The organism is Pantoea sp. Ap-967 (assembly GCF_011752565.1).
Lineage (GTDB): Bacteria > Pseudomonadota > Gammaproteobacteria > Pseudomonadales > Pseudomonadaceae > Aquipseudomonas.
The window spans coordinates 1-15,809 of the sequence record NZ_VWXK01000038.1; the positions used below are offsets into that span (position 1 = coordinate 1).

The following is a 15,809-nucleotide window of genomic DNA, read 5'->3' on the forward strand; positions in this document are numbered from 1 at the left end:
CCAGTGTGTTTTCACACAGTCTGAGAAGGCCCTTTGTACAGGATCCGTCAGGCCAATGGGACCACCCAAGTAAGTCGCCGGTAACTCCCCATAGATGATCGCGTCGCAGATACGCTCGGCGTAGAGGTGAAGCGTAGGCCATTGGGGAAAGTGCTTGAGCAAGCCGCCAGGATCAGATAGCTCGACTTGCAATATTTCGGCTTCGTGGTCGGCGAGATCGCACCAGAGGATGGCCGCATCAATGGGGTGATATGAGCTTCTAAATGAGACCATGGTGACAGCCTCCTGCTGAACACTTCCTCATTCGCTGCCGGGCAGCCTAAACCCAGAGGCAGCGACCCAGATATACAAAAATTGGATCCAATATTGATGACCGCCTGCTTACGAGTTCGTTCAATGCGCATGTTTTGAGCGCGACAGAATTTGACGCTAACCTCGCCGGTCGACATCTAGAAGAGGGGACCACGATCCACGCAAACGGCTGTGGTACCAGATGGAGCTGGCAAATCAGGGCCAGTCATCGGCCTGATTCGTATGGGCGAGGTGATCGCTAACGCTAATCGCCCAACTTGGATCACCGCGGCCATTGCAGTTGTCATGGCTCTGATCTTTGCCGTGGTCGGTGCCAGTTTCGCTAGGCTGATCGCGCCCCCAATCCGCGCCGTAGCAGCCAGTGGTCTGAAAGGAGTTGCTCAAGGTGAAGGCGATTTGGCTCGCAATCTCGAAGTGTGAGGTCAAGACGAGGCCGCAGATCTGGCCAGCCGGTTCAACCAGCTCCTCGGCACCATCAGCAGCCTGATCCACTACATCGGCGCGGACGCCGGCAAGATCCTCAGCACCTCGAACAGTTCGACCCGCTTCTTTTGCGACATGGCCGAAGCCGCCGGGCGCCAACGTGAAGCTGTGGACATGGTGTCCACCGATATCCACGAAATGGTCGCCACCGCCAACGAAGTCGCCCGCTCATGCAGCCAGGCCGCGCAGCCAGCCGACAGCGGCTAGCAGCAGGCCCGCTAAGGCCAGCAACAGATCAATGCGGCGGTGAACAGCGTCGACCGCCTGATCCAGGAAATCTAGCAGTCGGCTGCGTGAACACGCATCAAGTCCGTCGCAAACTGAGAGGTCTACGGGGTGTCAGTGGGATTAGCAGGCGAAAACGCGAGTAGCTTATTCAGCGAGAAAAGACGGTTGTAGTGACATATGGGCCGCGCCCACGACCCGTATGGCGTCAGTAAGCGGCGCAGTTTACACCCTGATCGCCTCACGTAGTCCTGCAATGCCGAAGATGCTCATAATTCGTTTGAGGTTGTAGGCAAGAACATGGGGGGCCCTTCAAGGGGGTGTCGTTCGCCCTGGCCGAGGTGTTGGCCAAGTTCGGTGTCACCTTCGAAATGCGCACCTTCGACGCCGCCGATAAGGTTTTTGCCACCTTGGAAGTGCCTGGTTCGGCGCGTCGCACCGTACCAGCGCGACCGGTAAATGGACCAGCCCGGTCTGCGCTGGCGGTGGGTAAGGGGCACCATGCCCTGCATTAGTGCCGCACCTTTGAACATGCCGAACTGGCGTGCGTCGAACCCTCGGTCGGTGCCGTAGCCATACCCCTTATGGCCGCTTGACCCTCAGAACCTGAGACAGCGCTGAGCAGTGTCCAGATACCAATTGACGAAGTCGATCACTTTCTTTTCATCATTTACAGAGAACGGACCAGGCACATATCCGCGGCCCTGCACGCCTTTGAAGTTGTTCTCCGCCAGCCATTTGTCCTGATCGTTGGTGGCGTTCCACAGCGCTGTGAGGTGGGCCAGTTCGTAGTCGCGGCCTTCCACGGCATTCTTGTGCACCAGCCACTTGCCGCGCACATGGGTAGTGCCAACATCGATCGGCCAGGCCTCGAAGCTGAAGGCGTGGTCGCGCAGGGCGTGGCTGAAGGCGTTGGGCTCGGTGGCCCAGCGCAGGGTGCCAATATTGCCCTCGCCGGAGGGAATCAGCAGCTGGGAACAGGCCAGGCGGCCGTCCAGGGTCAGGGACTCGACACCGTCCTTGATCGGGAACCGCAGGATGTCAAACCAGGCGCCCTCGGCTGGGCCGTTGACCAGGCCATTTGCGTGGCAGACCGCTTCGAAGTCTTTCATCCAGTCCGGCTGAGCGTCGAAGTAGTCGTCCTCGGTGGGATCGCGGAACGCGGTGAGCAACTCCGGATGGCGCGCGCTGCAGTGATAGCATTCGCGGCCGTTCTCCATCACTAGCTTCCAGTTGGCGTATTCGGGCAGCACTACGCTGTGGGCGACTTTGGCGTTCTCCAGATCGTGGGGGGCGAGCATCGGCTCGAGCTGATGGCGGAACTCGGCGAAATCCGGAGCATCGTCCGACAGGGCAATGAAGATCACTCCCGCTACCACCTCGCAGTGCACCGGGACCAGGCCATGCTGGCGCGGATCGAAGTCGGCGGGCATGTTGCGTGCGAAGATCAGGTTGCCGCCCAGGTCGTAGGTCCATTGGTGGTAGGGGCAGACCAGCCGCCGTGCCGAGCCCTTGTCACTGGTGCAGAGCAGTGCGCCGCGATGCCGGCAAGTGTTGAAGTAGCCGCGGACCACACTCTCCGACTCGCGAATGATCACCACCGAGGTCTTGCCCAGTTGCACGGTGATGTAGTCGCCGGTCCTGGGTATTTCCGCCAGGTGCCCGGCTTGCAGCCAGGCGCGGGTGAAGACCGCGTCCATCTCGAAGTCGAACACCGCAGCGCTGGTGTACAGCGTCTGCGGCAGGGTATGGCCGCGTCGGCATTGGCTATACAGGTCGGCCAGGTTCGGGGTGAGGGAAGGGGTGGGGACGGGAGCGTGATGGCTGCAGCCGGTCATGGAAAAACCTCATCGAAGGTCGCCTGCGCGGGCGTTCATTGTTTTCAGGGCGCCCGCCGGTTATAAGGCGCTGGCGGCGGATCGCCAAACGAATACGCGGCATGGCCTGCATTCCTTTTTTCATGCAGGGAAGCGGGTATTCCCACGCGGAATGGGCGTATGCCGATTGATCCTTTGCGGCGTCGGCAGTGAGTCCCGATAGTGGCGGCCGGAACAACAAAAAGAGCCGAAACCGCCATGACCACTTTCGCGCAGTCCCTCGCGCCACGGGCCTGGAGCCCGGGACGCCACGTCGTCCGTTGCGTGCGCACCATCGATGAAACCCGGGATGTCCGAACCTTCTGCTTCGTCGCCGAGCAACCCTGCCTGTTCGTGTTCAGGCCGGGGCAGTTTGTCACCCTGGAACTGCTGATCGACGGCGAGACGCTGATGCGTAGCTACACGATTGCCAGCTCGCCGACGCTGCCCACGCAGTTTTCTCTGACCATCAAGCGTATCCCCGGTGGCAAGGTGTCCAACTGGCTGCACGATCACTTTGGTACCGGCCAGGTCCTGGTCGTCCATGGGCCGGCAGGGCGTTTCCACCTTGCGAAGCGTCCGGCGGATAAAGTGCTGTTGCTGTCCGGCGGTGTCGGGATCACCCCGCTGATGTCCATGGCGCGCTGGCTGTGCGATACCCATAGCGCCACGGACGCGGTGTTTGTGCACAGCGCGCGCACGCCGGGGGACATCATCTATCACCGCGAGCTGCGTCATATGGCGGCGCGCAACCCGGCGTTCCAACTGCATCTGGTGTGCGAGCGCCAGGGCAGTGGCGAAACCTGGTCAGGATATCGCGGTTACGTTGGTCGGGCGATGCTGGAACTGATGGCGGCGGATTTTCTCGACCGCGAGATCTTCTGCTGCGGCCCCGCGCCCTACATGGCCGCGGTCAGGCGCCTGCTCGACGAGGCCGGCTTCGACAGTCGTCGCTACCACGAGGAAGCCTTCGTGCCAGTGACGCAGACACCGCCACCCACCACCGAGCAGACCCATCTGGTGCATTTCGCTCGCAGCGACAAAGGTATTCGCATCACCCCCGGCGAGACCGTGCACGCGGCCGCCAGCCAGCTCGGCGTGGCCCTGCCCAAGGCCTGCGGCATGGGTATATGCGGCACCTGCCGGGTGCTCAAGCGCGCCGGCGAAGTACGCATGGCCGCCAATGGTGGGATCAGCGAGGAAGAGCTCGCGGAGGGCTACATCCTGTCGTGCTGCAGTGAGCCCCTGGGCGACGTGGTTATCGATGCCTGACATTGCCCGCCCGTGTGATTGCCGCTACCCTCGGACCCGCGCACCCCGCGCCCGCCCGGACACTGCCCATGACCGCGAAGAAGTTGCCACCCCTCAGCGCCATCGTCGCCTTCGACGCGGTGGTGCGCCTTGGTACCTTCACCCGTGCGGCCGCGGAGTTGCACCTGACCCAGAGCGCCGTCAGCAAGCAGATCAAGCGTCTGGAAGAAAGCCTGGGCACGCCCCTGTTCGAGCGGCGCGGCAACGAGGTCAGCCTCACTGACAACGGCGCCGTGCTGTACCGCGCCGTTACCCAGAGCCTACAGTGCATCAAGGAGGCGGTGCAGCAGATCGACGGTGCCCAGGCGCCCGGCCTGTCCATCGCCGCCAGTAGCGGCATTGCCAGCTACCTGGTGATCCCGCTGCTGTCGCGTTTTCGCAAGTTGCACCCGCAGGTCAACGTGCGGGTGGTGGCGGTCGAGGACCGCCGCGCCATCGACTTCGGCGCCACCGATTTCGCCATTGTCTACGGCGATGGGCAGTGGCCGGCGCTGCGCAGCCAGCGCATCGCCGAGGAGGAGATATTCGCCGTGTGCACCCCGGCCTATCGCGACCGCCAGCAGATCCGGGGCTTGGCCGATTTGGCCCGCTGCGACCTGATCGAACTGGAGTCCAACGATCCGGCGACCCTCTCGACCCGCCAGTGGATGCGCCGTGTCGGCGTCGAGGGCAGCCACCTGGGGGCGATCCTGCGCGTGTCGAGCTACGACCTGGCGATCAAGGCCGCCCTGGCCGGGGAAGGCATTGCCCTGGCTTGGGCTGAAGCGCTGCCGGCGGAAGTCGATGGCCAGCGCCTCTGCCGCGCCTGTCCCGAGACCCTGCTGACAGGACAGGGCGAGTACCTCGCCTGTCCCGCCTCCCGCGAGCTGACCCCGTTGGCCCGCACGCTGTGGGAGTGGGTCGGCGCGGCGTCCTGACTGTCATTTCCTCAGGCAAGCCGCGAAACCAGCCCATTCCTGTGGCACTTGCATGCGTATGGCGCATGCAAGGCAGAAGCAATATGCGCTTTTGCCGTGCCGGTGCCAGAGGTATGTTTTTCCCTGTACACGGCTCCCGCCGTGCACCTCTCGAACAAGAACAATAACAAGCTCGCGGCGCTACTCAGGTGCGCCGGTCAGCGGCTGGAGGTCAACCATGTCCGTGCATTCGAACAGTCTCAACGCCACCGTGTCGTCCACCGAATCATCCGTGGTCGCCAGCCCCGGCGCCTGGACCACCCTGTTCATCCTTACCGCGGTGTATGCGATCAACATCGCCGACCGCTATGTCCTTTCCACGCTGATCGAGCCGATCAAGCACGAGTTCCAGCTCAGCGACGCTTCGGTCGGCTTTCTCACCGGGGTCGCCCTGGCGATCTTCTACGTCGCCGCCGGCTTGCCCCTGGGAGCTCTGGCCGATCGCACCAACCGCAAGCGCATGATCGGCGTGGCCGTGGCGGTCTGGTCGGCCATGACCGTGCTCTGCGGCCTGAGCAACAACTTCTGGCACCTGCTGCTGGCGCGGATCGGCGTCGGTGTGGGTGAGGCGGGTGGTACGCCGCCCAGTCACTCGATCATCGCCGACAAGTTTCGTCCCCGCCTGCGTGCCTTCGCCCTGTCGCTGTATGGCATCGGTGCCAGCGTTGGCGCCTGGTTCGGCGCTTCCGGGGCCGGGTACCTGAACGACGCCTACGGCTGGCGTACCACGCTGCTGGTGTTCGGCCTGTGCGGCATACCCTTCGCCCTGCTGGTGTGGTTGTGCATCCGCGAGCCGAAGCGGGTGCACGATGAGCCGGTCGTACCTGCAAGCGATGACAGCAGCTTCAAGGCAGCGCTGGCCTATACCCTGCGGCGCCGTGCGCTGTTCCACCTGATCGCCGGTGCCACCGTGATCACCTTCTGGGGCTGGGGCATCCTCTGGTGGGCCACTTCGTTCCTGGTCCGCAGCCATGGCCTGACAGTGGGCGAGGCCGGCGCGCTGCTCGGGCCCATCCACGGGTTGGCCGGAACCGCGATGATGGTCGTCACCGTGCTCGTAATGCTGCTGTTGCGCGGCAAGCCGATGGATCGCCAGTCCAGCTTCGTGGCCTGGACTACCTTGCTCGGCACGCTGTTCTCCGTGGCCCTGTTCAGTACCACGCGGCTCGACCTGGTGCATGTCCTGCTGTGGCTGTTCGTGCCCATCACCTACATCTACATCGGCCCCTCCATCGGCCTGTTGCAGAACCTCTATCCGGCCGGCATGCGCGCCAAGGGCTCGGCGATCCTGCTGTTCACCGCCAACATCGCCAACCTGGCCATCGCTCCGCAACTGGTCGGCCTGCTCTCCGACCTGGTCGGTCCGCACCTGGCCAATCCGGCTGAATCGCTGCGCTATGTTCTGCTCGGCTGCGCGTTCACCGGCTTCTGGGCGACCTACCACTACTGGGCCTGCGCCCGTCACATGCAGAGGGAAACCCAATGATCCAGGCACTCGCGATCAACGTCGACCAGGTGCGCTACGTGCAGCGCCCGCTCTCGGGAAAGGCACAGGTCGAAATGGGCTGGTCGGTCCCCCTGGACGACGAGGGGCCGCTGCTGGCGGGGTTTGCCCGCTGGGATGGCGATGACTCGCCATACAAGACCCTCGACTACGACGAGGTGCTGATCGTGCTCGAAGGCCACTTCGGCTTCCAGCTGGAGTCCGGCGAGCGCTTCGAAGGCGGCCCGCACACCACCTTGCGAATTCCGAAGCACACCGCCGTCAAGTACTTCGGCACCGAGGCGAAAGTCTTCTTCGTCATTACCCCGCCAGGCGAGTGAACGGCACTATGGACGCAGCAGCAGTGGATATCAGGCTCAAACCTCACGACGATCACACCAACGGCTGGTCGGCGATCTTACCCCCGCGCCAGGCCCATGCGCCCCTGAACCAGCGCATCGAGGCCGACTGGCTGGTAATCGGCGCCGGTTACGCCGGGCTGGCGGTCGCGCGGCGCTTGGCGCACAACCGCCCCAGCGAGCGCATCGTCGTGCTCGAAGCCGGCGAGGCGGGTGACAATGCCTCGGGGCGTAATTCCGGTTTCGCCATCGATGTACCGCACAATGTCGGCAGTTCCACTGCGGAACTGGAGAAGGCGGTCAACTACAAGCGCCTGATGAAGGCGGGCATCGCTTACCTTGACGATATCGTCAAGTCGCGGCAGATCGTTTGCGACTGGAGCGAGAAAGGCAAGTACCATTGTGCTGCCGCGCCGCAGCTGGCCGAAACCCTGTTGCGCCAGCACGCCAATGAACTGGACACCCTGGGCGAGCCCTACCAGTGGCTGGAGCAGGCCGAGCTGGCCCGTCGCCTGGGAACCTCGTTCTTCCATGCCGGGATCTACACCCCCGGTTGCATCCTACTCAACCCGGCAGCGCTGACCCGTGGTCTGGCTGATACCCTGCCGGAGAATGTCACGCTTTACGAGAACAGTGCTGTCACTCGCCTGGAATGCGGTGCGCGCATCCACGCGAGCACCGCCGGAGGTGAGGTCAGTGCCAGCCGGCTGATGCTGGCGAACAACGGCAGCGCTTCGCAGTTGGCAGGCTTCGAGCGGCAGATGTTCAATGTTGCATCCTATGGCAGCCTGACCCGGCCACTGACGGCGGAGCAGCGGGCGCGGATCGGCAACGTCGAGGAGTGGGGCGTGACTCCGGCCAATGCGGTTAGCGGCGCGACCATGCGTTATACCCGTGATCATCGCCTGCTGATCCGCCAGCAGTTCGACTTCACTCCGCGTCTGCAGGTCGACGAGCGTGTTCGCCAGCGGGTCCGGGCGCAGCATCGCGAAGTGTTCCTGGCACGTTTCCCGATGCTGGAGGATGTGGCGCTGGAGCATTTTTGGATGGGGTTCTTCAGCATCACTCGCAATGGCGCGCCGCGATGGGGCAAGATCGAGCGTAATGTCTACGCCGCCGTGGGCTGCAACGGGGTCGGAATCGCCAAGCAGACCATCGCCGGGGTGACCCTGGCCGACCTGGCCTGTGGCGTGGACAACGAACTGATCACCGACATGCGCGAACTGGGTGCTCCGCAGCGGTTGCCGCCCAGGCCGTTCCTTGATCTTGGGGTTAAGGCCTATCTCGCCAAAGAGCGTTGGGTCGGGAGGCAGGAATATTAAGAAAGGCGGGCCATGAGCATATCCAGAAAACGACTTCCTCCCCTGCAGAACCTCGAAGCCTTCGAGGCCGCCGCCCGGCACCTAAGCTTTACCCGGGCGGCGGAGGAGATCAACCTGTCGCAGAGCGCGGTGAGCCGGCAGATCAAGCATCTGGAAGAGAGCATGGGCGTGCAGCTGTTCACCCGCACGCACAAGGCCCTCGACCTGACCAAGGCCGGTCGCACCCTGCTCGGCGGCATCGAGCGCAGCCTGGCGGAACTGCGCCGCACCGTGGAGACCATTGAGAACGACAAGAGTCCTACCGTGACCATCAGCGCCAGCATGGCCATCGCCAGCTTCTGGCTGTTGCCGGGCATCGCCGAGTTCAAGGACCGCCATCCGGAGATCCGTGTGCGGGTCATCGCCGTCGACGGCGAGGACTACGCGGCGATCCAGGACAACGAGAGCGACTTCACCATCCTCTACGACCAGGGCCAGCGTGGCGGACACGTGTGCATCGGGCTGTTCGAGGAGATGATCTTTCCCGCCTGTGCCCCGGCCTACCTGAAAGGCCGCGAAATCACCGGTATCGCCGACCTGTCCCGGGAGAAGCTGATCGACTTCGAGGTCAGGCACCTGCGCACGGTCAAGGGCTGGCCGGACTGGTTCAGCCGAGCCGGCTGCGACACCCGGGGGATCAACTACACCCTGTCGGTTTCCAACTACGACCTCGCATGTCGCGCGGCGTTCGCCGGCCAGGGGGTGATGTTGATGTGGGCTTACGTCGCGCCGCTGACGGACTTCGCCAATGGCAACCTGGTGCGGCCGGTGGACGCGGTGGTCAACACCGGGCATGTCGAGTACCTGGTGCATGGCCAGGGCCTGGAGGCGTCCCGCCCGCATATGGTGTTCAAGGACTGGATCCTCGATTACGCCCGCCGTACCAACGAAGCGACACGGGCGTTCCTCGGGCTCTGAGTGCACTCTCCTGCATGCGCCTGTGGCATGCACTGCCCGGGAAATGAGCGTTTGTCCGCCAGCGGACGGCGCGGCAACACTGATGGCTCCTCATACAAGAACAACAAGAGGTTCGCCATCGTGTCCCGACCTGTCCGTGCTCCCCGCGCGTTCTGCGCCAGCGCCTTGCTTCTGTGCAGCTTGCCCCTGATGGCCGAGGAAGCCACCGAGGGCCTGCTGGAAGGCAGCTCCCTGCAACTGATCAACCGCAACTTCTACTTCAACCGCGATTTCCGCAGTCGCGGCGATGGTGTCTTCAACCCGCAACGGCAGAGTTACCGGGAGGAGTGGGCCCAAGGGTTCCAAGGCTTCTTCAGTTCCGGTTACACCGCGGGGACTCTGGGTGTCGGCATCGACGCCCATGCCTTGCTGGGCCTGAAGCTGGACAGCGGTGGTGGCACCTCCGGCACCAACCTGCTGCCATTGGATAGCCAGCGGCGTGCCGAGGACGACTTTTCCGCCGCGGGTGCGGCGCTCAAGTTGCGGGCGTTCGACACGGAGCTGAAACTCGGCGACCTGTTCCCGATCACCCCGGTGTTCCAGCGCGGCGATGGCCGTCTGCTGCCGCAGAGCTTTCGCGGCGTGTCGCTGAGCAACACCAGCATCGACGGCCTGATCCTGCAAGGCGGCCACCTGCATGCGGCGCGCAACAAGGCCAGCAGCAATCATGACGGCGAGATGAGTACCGAATACGGCGGCACAGCCTACCGTAGCGCCAGCTACCTTGGCGGTGAATACGCTTTCGCCGATGGCACCGCGTTGAGCCTGTACCAGGCGCGTTTCGAAGATGTCTGGACGCAGCGCTACCTGAGCCTGGCGCATACCTTTGCGTTCGATGGCGGGCACGCGCTAGACCTGGGTGGCAATTACTACCGTACTCGCGACCAGGGCAGTGCACGGGCGGGGAAGATCGCCACGGACAGCTGGAGCACTTACGCCCGCCTGCGCACGGGTGCGCATTCGCTGATGCTGGCCTACCAGCGCATCGATGGCGACCAGCCGTTCGACTACCTCGGTGACGGTGATTCCATCTACCTGGCCAACTCGGTGCTCTATTCGGATTTCAACTCACCGAACGAGCGCTCCTGGCAGATCCGTTACGACTTCGAGCTAGCTGCCTGGGGGCTGCCAGGGCTGAGCTTCATGGCGCGCTATCTACGTGGTTCGGGCATCGATAACAGCGAAGTCGACAGCACTGGCGCCTATGCTTATTACGCGACGTTGGGGGATGGCGGCAAGCATTGGGAGCGCGATTTCCAGTTGAAGTATGTGGTGCAAAGTGGGCCAGCGAAAAACCTGTCGTGGGTAGTGCAGCAGACCACCCACCGCGCTAATTCAGCCCAATCTGATGGAGACGTTGATCAGGTAAGGATCATCACGCAGTATCCGGTCGACGTCTTTTGACGTTAGGCGTTGAGAACGCTCGATTCGTAAAGACATTGCTGATCACCCACGTTGCAGGTTTCGGAGGCATGTGTGCTTCCGAACCTCCAGCGTGGGATGTTCCGATCAAGTCTGTGCGTGAGCTGAAATGCGCGTGACCATGAGGGATATTCATTGCGCAGAGATGATCGGCTTCGGGGGAAGGCAGGAGGCAGCTCCACGATGAAGGGTCTAGACGTGTACCACCTCCGGCGTTCAGAGGGCGGCCTTGATTTAATCTGCTTTCGGATGGGCATCCTTGACGTGCCAAGTTTATAAACAAAAAGGAGGCCGGCGGCCCCCTCTCGAATAGCAGACTGAACTCAGTAGCCCAAGGCCTGGCCTGTGCCGCGACGTGGATCGTTGGCGCCGTAGTAGCGGTTGTTGCCCACGGGCTTACCGTCGAGAGACGGGGCGCCTACCAAGATTGCAGCGACGTGGTTGAGGGGCTGTGGCCCGGTAAACTTGTGACCCCAGCTCTCCAGGATTTTCCGGGTGTCTGCGCTGATCGTGAAGTCCTCAAGGTGAGTTTCCTCTGGCAGCCACTGCTGATGGAAACGAGGAGCATCGACCGCTTCCTGGATGTTCATCTTGTAGTCGATCGCGTTCAGCATGGTTAGCAGAGTGGCGGTGATGATGCGGCTGCCACCTGGAGTACCCACGACCATGACCGGCTTACCGTCTTTGGTAACGATGGTCGGACTCATCGACGACAGCGGCGTTTTACCGGGGGCAATCGCGTTCGCTTCGCCTTGTACGAGGCCATACATGTTTGGCTCGCCGACTTTCGAAGTGAAGTCGTCCATTTCGTCGTTCAGCAAGACGCCGGTACCGCTGGCCATCACCACTGCACCAAACCAGTCGTTCAAGGTGTAGGTGACGGAAACGGCGTTGCCCCATTGGTCGATGATGGAGTAGTGGGTGGTGTTGTTACCTTCGTGAGGCGCAACCCCTGTTCCGAGTTTTGACGAGTCGCCAGCCTTGTGTGGGTCGATCGCTTCACGGATCTTGGCGGCGTACTTTTTGTCGAGCAGGTGGTCGATCGGGTTTTTCACGAAGTCCGGGTCGCCGAGGTAGCTGTTTCGGTCTATGTAGGCATGGCGCATAGCTTCAATCTGGTAGTGCATGCCCTGAGCAGAGTGATACCCCAGTTCTCCCATCGGATAGCCTTCGAGGATGTTCATGATCTGGCAGATCACTACACCGCCCGAGCTGGGTGGCGGGGCGGAGATCACGTGGTAGCCCCGGTAATCGCATTCAACCGGAGCCAGCTCGCGGGTCTTGTAGTGGTCAAGATCCTTCTGGGTGATGATGCCGCCACCGGCCTTGCTGGAGTTCACCAACGCATCGGCGACCCAACCTTTGTAGAAGCCGTTTTCACCTTTGTCCGAGATCGTCCGCAGGGTTTTGGCGAGGTCTTTTTGAACCAGACGCTGACCGACTTCCATGGGTTTTCCATTGGAAAGGAAGATCGAGCCTGAGTCCTTTATGTCCTTCTTGAAGTCGTCGGTAGCGGTGACCAGCAGATCCACATCGCCTTGCTCAAGCGTGAAGCCTTTCTCGGCCAGGGCAATAGAGGGTTCGATCAAGGTTGCACGAGGCTTGGTGCCGTATTTCTCGCGTGCGTACTCAAGACCCGATACGGTACCCGGCACGGCCACAGCAAGCTGACCGCGCGAGCTAAGTCCTGGAACGATGTTCCCCGATTTGTCCAAGTACATGTCAGCGGTAGCGGCAAGCGGCGCCTTCTCGCGGAAGTCAAGGAACGTCTTCTTGCCATCGGCGAGCTGAATGGTCATGAAACCACCGCCGCCGAGATTTCCTGCAGCGGGATAAACCACCGCTAGGGCGTAACCTACGGCTACTGCAGCATCCACTGCGTTCCCGCCAGCTTTCAGGACATCGACCCCGACCTTGCTCGCCAGATGTTGGGCGGTGACTACCATGCCGTGTTCAGCCGCGACCGGCGTTTGCGAAGCTGCATGAGAGACGGAGATGGACAGTATTTGAACTGCCGCAATGAAGGACACACCGATTTTCTTATAGTGCATAGCGAATTGATCCTGCAATTGCCGTAGAGAACTGTGCCAGTGGGACTGTAGCTGGCACGAGAAGCGTTGTAGCTGTAAGCGAGGGGGGAGAAACGAAGAAGGAGGCTTTTAGCCTCCTTCTCTTACTGGAACTCGTGGCTGACTTCAGACCACAAGCTCACTTTTTGATCGCGGGCTTTGAAGAACTCGATCTCGCGCTTGATGCCCGAGCTCAGATCCCAACCTGGCAGGTCGAGGATGATCAGCTCTTCCATGACGTCCATGAACACTGCATCCACTGGAGCCCAGAGCTTGCCGATGGCAGCGTTGTCTTTGCCCTCGAAAGCCAGGTTGATCGGGTGGGACATCGACACTTGACTGAACACCGCGTTGCCCGATTCAACGATCGTGGCAGCTACCTTGTTGCATGCCAGGAACCGCTCGTGGGTCACGTTGGCATCAGTGTGGCTGTAAGGGCAGGCCAGGAAAATTTTACGCATGTTTACCTCTATTAATGGCGGCGAGTGATCGCCTGGTGGTTACCGGTCAGGCAGAGCGAAGTGCTGTTTGCGGGCAATCGAGTTCCTCCTGCTGAGCGTTTTCCTGGGCTTCATAGCGCAGGGCTGCAGGCACGGAAATCTTGATTGCGATGCCGACTGCCAGCAGGCCACCGAAGAGCTTGGCCAGCAGTACTGGCATGATCAACGTGGGCTGGAAGTTGGCGGTGAATGCCAGGTGGTCGCCGATGGTTGCTTGAGCACATACGCCCAGCGCAACGCACAGCACCTTGTCGCGAGCATTCAGGTTTTTGAACATGTGGTAGACCGCGATGATGTTGGCGAACACCATGACGAAGGCGGCTGCACCAGGGCCTGAGAGGCCAAACTGTTTACCCAGGACTTCCATCGGGCGGCGGCAGTACTTGTTGAACAAGAAGCAGATGGGGAAGGTGCCAGCGAGCATGATGCCTATGTAGCCCGCGATCTCGATCGCGCGGAACAGCTCCTTCTGATCTGCAAACATTGGATCGAAGCCCCACACCCCGAAGTTCTTCATGAAGAAGCCGGTGAAGTGCTCCACGATGGCGAGAGCCAGGATGATCTTGATGAAGGCGTCCATGACCTTACCGAACACCAGGAAGCCGGTGACCATGAGATTGGCCCTATAGCGCAGGCCAGCCGCGAGTACGAAACAGAAGATGAACAGCGGTGTCAGCAACTTGAGGCACGCCACGAAGTCCAGCGTCAGGTAGTGCAGGGCCGGCGAGTTCGTCGACACCATTTCACGCACTGGCAAGTTGAACGAGGTGATCATGACCAGTGACGCGAGTACGGCGAAGGGGATGCTGATCAGGCCGGCCATCGCCCCCAGAGCGAGGTATTTGTGATCCTTGCGATCCAGCATCATCAGGCCGACGGGAATCAGATAGACAATGGTAGCGCCGGACGTGTAGCCGACAATCATGGCGGTGATCCAGACGTCGCGGTTTGCGGCGATCGCGTCAGCGAGCTGATAGCCGCCCATGTCCACAGCGATGATTGAGAGCGCAGCGATCGAGACGTCCGATCCCATCAAACTGAAGTATGGGCCAAGGGCCATTTCGATGAACTTCGACAGGAACGGGATGGAGATCATGATCCCCGCCTGAGCGAGGAAGACGGGCCCAATGGAGTGAATCCCGTTCACGAACTCTTTACCCAGACCACTCTCAGGCTTGAGAACGGATGCGCAAGCACCGATCACCGCACCCATCATGATCAGATAGATCACAAAATTTCCAAACTCAGCCATGACTTCACCTTCATGTCCACAATGGCCTGGCGGTATGACCTGCCGGGCCTGGAACTTTGTTCTTGTTTAGCTCCCAATCGATATCAGAAGCACCGTCAACGTGAATGTGAATCGCCGGAATCTTCAGCAAATCGGCTGTGTGACTTCCGAGACGTTTCTGACCATTTACTAACCACATCACATGCCATTCGTTGTTTTGGTGTGGTTTTGAGGATCAATTGGGCTGGATTCGGTCAAAATGGCGGCGTATTGTGACTGGAACCATCAACGGTGCGGGCTACGAGGGCCGTGGGTAAGTTTCTGAAATCACAAGAATAATGGTGCGCGATGTCGGCAAGTGTTTGACGTTGAGCGTTACCGATGCTTCAAGTGTGTGCATCGGTAACACATACCGCTTCCTTTGGGGGCATCGGCACGTGACCAAGGAGTAGAAATGCGTCCGAGTGAAAGGCGACAGCACATACTGGAGTTGCTGCGGCAACGCGAGCGGATATCGGTCGAGGAGCTGGCTCGCTCGCTTAGCACCTCTCAGGAAACGATTCGGCGCGATCTGACGGTGCTTTCGGAAGAGGGGCAGGTCACCAAGTACCATGGAGGGGCATCCTTGCCCCCTCGCGGGGAGCACGAGAATGCGTTCCAGACCCGCATGAACGAGTTCTCGGCAGAGAAGCGAATGGTCGCGCGCTACGCTGCAGGGCTCTATTCCCCAGGAGACAGCATCCTAATCGATACCGGTACGACGACGCTCTTCTTTGCGCGTGAGCTTGCGAAAATGAGCCGGATCACGGTCATCACGAACTCGCTGATGATTGCCGAAAGCATTGGGGCAAGCGGTAACCGTGTCTTCATGATTGGTGGGGAGTACCGCCCCGAGTCCGCTCAGAACACAGGAGCATTGGCGATGGAGCAGATCGCCCGCTTCAACGCAGAGCACGCCGTGGTGACCATCGGTGCCCTCAGTTCAGACGGAGCGTTCGACTTCTCGATCGAGGAAGCGGAAATCACTCGGGCGATGATCGCGCGCACCCGCTACCTGACGGTCATCGCCGACTCCTCAAAAATGGGCAAGCGCGCCTTGTTCCAGGTGTTCCCGTTGGATCGGATTGACCGCTTGATCATCGACCGTAAGCCGATAGGCGAGTTGGCGAAGGCCCTGGCTGAAGCCCATGTCGAGGTGCACGAGGTGCCTGCTAGCAACAGGCAGGAATGGGTGGAGCGCTGATTGATCAGGTGGCCCGCCCAGCCAAGGGAGGGCCACTTCAA

At 61.2% G+C, this 15,809-nt stretch carries 13 protein-coding genes and 1 pseudogene; 8 read left to right on the top strand and 6 right to left on the bottom strand.

What is annotated here, in order from left to right; translation table 11 throughout:
- From F3J45_RS29920 to F3J45_RS26280, 3 genes and pseudogenes are all read right to left on the bottom strand, one after another.
- Positions 1-273: pseudogene (locus F3J45_RS29920) on the bottom strand (hypothetical protein); the annotation flags it as partial.
- 234 nt (positions 274-507) lie between these two features.
- Positions 508-930, bottom strand: coding sequence for a hypothetical protein (locus tag F3J45_RS29925; protein WP_205300691.1), 423 nt, complete (start codon positions 928-930; stop codon positions 508-510).
- A gap of 689 nt (positions 931-1,619) precedes the next feature.
- Positions 1,620-2,858, bottom strand: coding sequence for an aromatic ring-hydroxylating dioxygenase subunit alpha (locus F3J45_RS26280; RefSeq protein ID WP_167069988.1), 1,239 nt, complete (start codon positions 2,856-2,858; stop codon positions 1,620-1,622).
- Between the two features lie 237 nt (positions 2,859-3,095).
- Here F3J45_RS26280 and F3J45_RS26285 point away from each other — a divergent pair, with 237 nt between their 5' ends.
- The 7 genes from F3J45_RS26285 to F3J45_RS26315 all read left to right on the top strand — a co-directional run bounded on the left by F3J45_RS26285 (position 3,096) and on the right by F3J45_RS26315 (position 10,707).
- Positions 3,096-4,148, top strand: a complete 1,053-nt coding sequence (locus tag F3J45_RS26285; RefSeq protein ID WP_167069990.1) for a hybrid-cluster NAD(P)-dependent oxidoreductase — start codon at positions 3,096-3,098, stop codon at positions 4,146-4,148.
- A 68-nt stretch (positions 4,149-4,216) separates the two neighbouring features.
- Positions 4,217-5,104: a LysR substrate-binding domain-containing protein gene (locus F3J45_RS26290; protein ID WP_167069992.1), complete on the top strand. Its 888-nt coding sequence runs from the start codon at positions 4,217-4,219 to the stop codon at positions 5,102-5,104.
- Positions 5,105-5,321: 217 nt separating this feature from the next.
- Complete coding sequence (locus F3J45_RS26295) at positions 5,322-6,629, top strand: MFS transporter (RefSeq protein WP_167069994.1); 1,308 nt, start codon at positions 5,322-5,324, stop codon at positions 6,627-6,629.
- Entirely contained in the window at positions 6,626-6,967 is a 342-nt protein-coding gene (locus F3J45_RS26300; RefSeq protein WP_167069996.1) for a hypothetical protein, read from the top strand. Before F3J45_RS26295 ends, F3J45_RS26300 begins: the two co-directional genes overlap by 4 nt.
- Positions 6,968-6,975: 8 nt before the next feature.
- Positions 6,976-8,307 (top strand): FAD-binding oxidoreductase, encoded by a 1,332-nt coding sequence (locus tag F3J45_RS26305; RefSeq protein WP_205300692.1) that lies wholly within the window; start codon positions 6,976-6,978, stop codon positions 8,305-8,307.
- A gap of 12 nt (positions 8,308-8,319) precedes the next feature.
- Positions 8,320-9,264, top strand: coding sequence for a LysR substrate-binding domain-containing protein (locus F3J45_RS26310; RefSeq protein ID WP_167069998.1), 945 nt, complete (start codon positions 8,320-8,322; stop codon positions 9,262-9,264).
- Between the two features lie 120 nt (positions 9,265-9,384).
- Positions 9,385-10,707, top strand: a complete 1,323-nt coding sequence (locus F3J45_RS26315) for an OprD family porin (protein ID WP_167070000.1) — start codon at positions 9,385-9,387, stop codon at positions 10,705-10,707.
- A gap of 341 nt (positions 10,708-11,048) precedes the next feature.
- Here F3J45_RS26315 and ggt read toward each other — a convergent pair whose 3' ends face one another.
- From ggt to eutH, 3 genes are all read right to left on the bottom strand, one after another.
- Positions 11,049-12,776 carry a gamma-glutamyltransferase gene (ggt, locus tag F3J45_RS26320; RefSeq protein WP_167070002.1) on the bottom strand — a complete coding sequence of 576 codons (1,728 nt, stop codon included), beginning with the start codon at positions 12,774-12,776 and terminating at the stop codon, positions 11,049-11,051.
- 122 nt (positions 12,777-12,898) lie between these two features.
- A complete protein-coding gene (locus F3J45_RS26325) occupies positions 12,899-13,255 on the bottom strand; it encodes a DUF1937 family protein (protein ID WP_167070005.1) in 357 nt (118 codons plus the stop codon).
- Between the two features lie 46 nt (positions 13,256-13,301).
- The gene (gene eutH, locus F3J45_RS26330; protein WP_167070007.1) at positions 13,302-14,546 is read right to left on the bottom strand and encodes an ethanolamine utilization protein EutH; all 1,245 of its coding nucleotides are present in this window, start codon (positions 14,544-14,546) and stop codon (positions 13,302-13,304) included.
- A gap of 433 nt (positions 14,547-14,979) precedes the next feature.
- On the opposite strand from eutH, the gene F3J45_RS26335 reads away from it, so the two are divergent.
- On the top strand, positions 14,980-15,768 hold the full coding sequence (locus F3J45_RS26335) for a DeoR/GlpR family DNA-binding transcription regulator (protein WP_167070009.1): 789 nt from the start codon (positions 14,980-14,982) through the stop codon (positions 15,766-15,768).
- Positions 15,769-15,809: the final 41 nt, after the last annotated feature.

What these genes read in the sequence shown, in the direction of transcription:
- F3J45_RS26280 (WP_167069988.1), bottom strand. Translation starts at nt 2,858, where the DNA reads ATGACCGGCTGCAGCCATCACGCTCCCGTCCCCACCCCTTCCCTCACC.
- F3J45_RS26285 (WP_167069990.1), top strand. Translation starts at nt 3,096, where the DNA reads ATGACCACTTTCGCGCAGTCCCTCGCGCCACGGGCCTGGAGCCCGGGA.
- F3J45_RS26290 (WP_167069992.1), top strand. Translation starts at nt 4,217, where the DNA reads ATGACCGCGAAGAAGTTGCCACCCCTCAGCGCCATCGTCGCCTTCGAC.
- F3J45_RS26295 (WP_167069994.1), top strand. Translation starts at nt 5,322, where the DNA reads ATGTCCGTGCATTCGAACAGTCTCAACGCCACCGTGTCGTCCACCGAA.
- F3J45_RS26300 (WP_167069996.1), top strand. Translation starts at nt 6,626, where the DNA reads ATGATCCAGGCACTCGCGATCAACGTCGACCAGGTGCGCTACGTGCAG.
- F3J45_RS26305 (WP_205300692.1), top strand. Translation starts at nt 6,976, where the DNA reads ATGGACGCAGCAGCAGTGGATATCAGGCTCAAACCTCACGACGATCAC.
- F3J45_RS26310 (WP_167069998.1), top strand. Translation starts at nt 8,320, where the DNA reads ATGAGCATATCCAGAAAACGACTTCCTCCCCTGCAGAACCTCGAAGCC.
- ggt (WP_167070002.1), bottom strand. Translation starts at nt 12,776, where the DNA reads ATGCACTATAAGAAAATCGGTGTGTCCTTCATTGCGGCAGTTCAAATA.
- F3J45_RS26325 (WP_167070005.1), bottom strand. Translation starts at nt 13,255, where the DNA reads ATGCGTAAAATTTTCCTGGCCTGCCCTTACAGCCACACTGATGCCAAC.
- eutH (WP_167070007.1), bottom strand. Translation starts at nt 14,546, where the DNA reads ATGGCTGAGTTTGGAAATTTTGTGATCTATCTGATCATGATGGGTGCG.
- F3J45_RS26335 (WP_167070009.1), top strand. Translation starts at nt 14,980, where the DNA reads ATGCGTCCGAGTGAAAGGCGACAGCACATACTGGAGTTGCTGCGGCAA.